The following is a 1,146-nucleotide window of genomic DNA, read 5'->3' as shown; positions in this document are numbered from 1 at the left end:
AAGCAGAACCTGCAGGCACCGTGGCTCGGGCTGACGGCGTTTTTCACCCTGGCACTGATCCTCTCGCTGCTGGTGTTTATCGGCGAGGCGTTGCGCGATGCCTTTGATCCACGATCTTGAAGCGGATTGTAGAAATGACTGAAAACCTGATCGAAATCCGCCAGCTCAATGTCGCCTTCGGCGCGCAAACCGTGGTCCGCGAGCTGAGCCTGGACATCCGCCCCGGCGAATGCCTGGCCCTGGTGGGCGAGTCCGGCTCGGGCAAGTCGGTGACCGCCCACTCGATCCTGCAACTGCTGCCGCAGACCGGCTGCAGCAGCTCCGGCAGCGTGCGCTATCGCGGTCAGGAACTGATCGGCGCCACGGCTGCGACCCTGCAAAAACTGCGGGGCAACCGCATCGCCATGATCTTCCAGGAGCCCATGACCTCCCTCAACCCGCTGCACAGCATCGAGAAGCAGATCGGCGAAACCCTGCTCCTGCATCGAGGCCTGGGAGGCAAGGAGGCCCAGGCGCGGATTCTCGAACTGCTGGAACTGGTGGGCATCCAGAAACCCAAGGAACGACTCAAGGCCTACCCCCACCAGCTTTCCGGTGGCCAGCGCCAGCGGGTGATGATCGCCATGGCCCTGGCCTGCGAACCGGAGCTGCTGATTGCCGACGAACCCACCACAGCCCTCGATGTCACCGTGCAGCGCAAGATCCTGTTGCTGCTCAAATCCCTGCAACAGCGCCTGGGCATGTCCCTGCTGCTGATCAGCCACGACCTCAACCTGGTGCGGCGCATCGCCCAGCGGGTGTGCGTGATGAAGGCCGGGGAGATCGTCGAACAGGCCGACTGCGAAACCCTGTTCAACGCCCCGCAACATCCCTACAGCTGTGAACTGCTGCATGCCGAACCCGAGGGCGAACCGCTGTGTCGCGACACCCGGGAAACCGTGCTGGAAGTGGACCACCTCAGCGTCGAATTCCAGATCGGCGGTGGCCTGTTCCGGCGCAAGGAGTACCTGCGGGCGGTGGACGGCATCAGCCTCAGCGTGCAGCAAGGCAAGACCCTGGGAATTGTCGGCGAATCCGGCTCGGGCAAATCCACCCTCGGCCAGGCAATCCTGCGGCTGCTGGATTCCCAGGGCGGCATCCGCTTCC

At 63.8% G+C, this 1,146-nt stretch carries 1 protein-coding gene and 1 pseudogene; both read left to right on the top strand.

Annotated features, from left to right (window positions below; translation table 11 throughout):
- Positions 1-120, top strand: a pseudogene (locus tag BLX41_RS36950) (ABC transporter permease); the annotation flags it as partial.
- 14 nt (positions 121-134) lie between these two features.
- The coding region (locus BLX41_RS36945; RefSeq protein ID WP_259745477.1) for an ATP-binding cassette domain-containing protein at positions 135-1,146 on the top strand (1,012 nt) is incomplete at its 3' end.

Source organism: Pseudomonas protegens, assembly GCF_003732485.1.
Lineage (GTDB): Bacteria > Pseudomonadota > Gammaproteobacteria > Pseudomonadales > Pseudomonadaceae > Aquipseudomonas > Aquipseudomonas protegens_B.
Note: the sequence above shows the minus strand (reverse complement) of the source record. Positions and strands in the feature narration are given on the sequence as shown.